Origin of the sequence: uncultured Lacinutrix sp. (assembly GCF_947500605.1) — a bacterium.
Lineage (GTDB): Bacteria > Bacteroidota > Bacteroidia > Flavobacteriales > Flavobacteriaceae > Lacinutrix.
On record NZ_CANMSJ010000031.1, the window covers coordinates 1 to 268 of the forward strand.

Annotated in this window: 1 protein-coding gene; it reads right to left on the reverse strand. The window is 38.4% G+C overall.

Features of this window, described 5'->3' with window-relative positions:
• The coding region (locus tag Q0935_RS15845; RefSeq protein ID WP_299388344.1) for a hypothetical protein at positions 1 to 268 on the reverse strand (268 nt) is incomplete at both ends.

Sequence of the window (268 nt, forward strand, 5' to 3'; positions counted from 1 at the left end):
ACTGCTACGCCTGGTGTTGCTGGATCTTCGTTAACATGCATTGTTGGATCTACTATCGCATTGTTACCCATAATAGCTTCGTCTTGCGTAATGTAGTAACTTGCTGTTACGCCAACTTCTCCATTGATAATGAAAGCTTCATTTTGTGTTAAATCGAAGGTTTCTAATAAATCGTTTGGTCCTACAATTTCTATATCGTCACACAGTTCTAAATCTACTGGATCTGGACTTGGTGATGGATTTGGTATCACTCTAATAGTTACTGTTG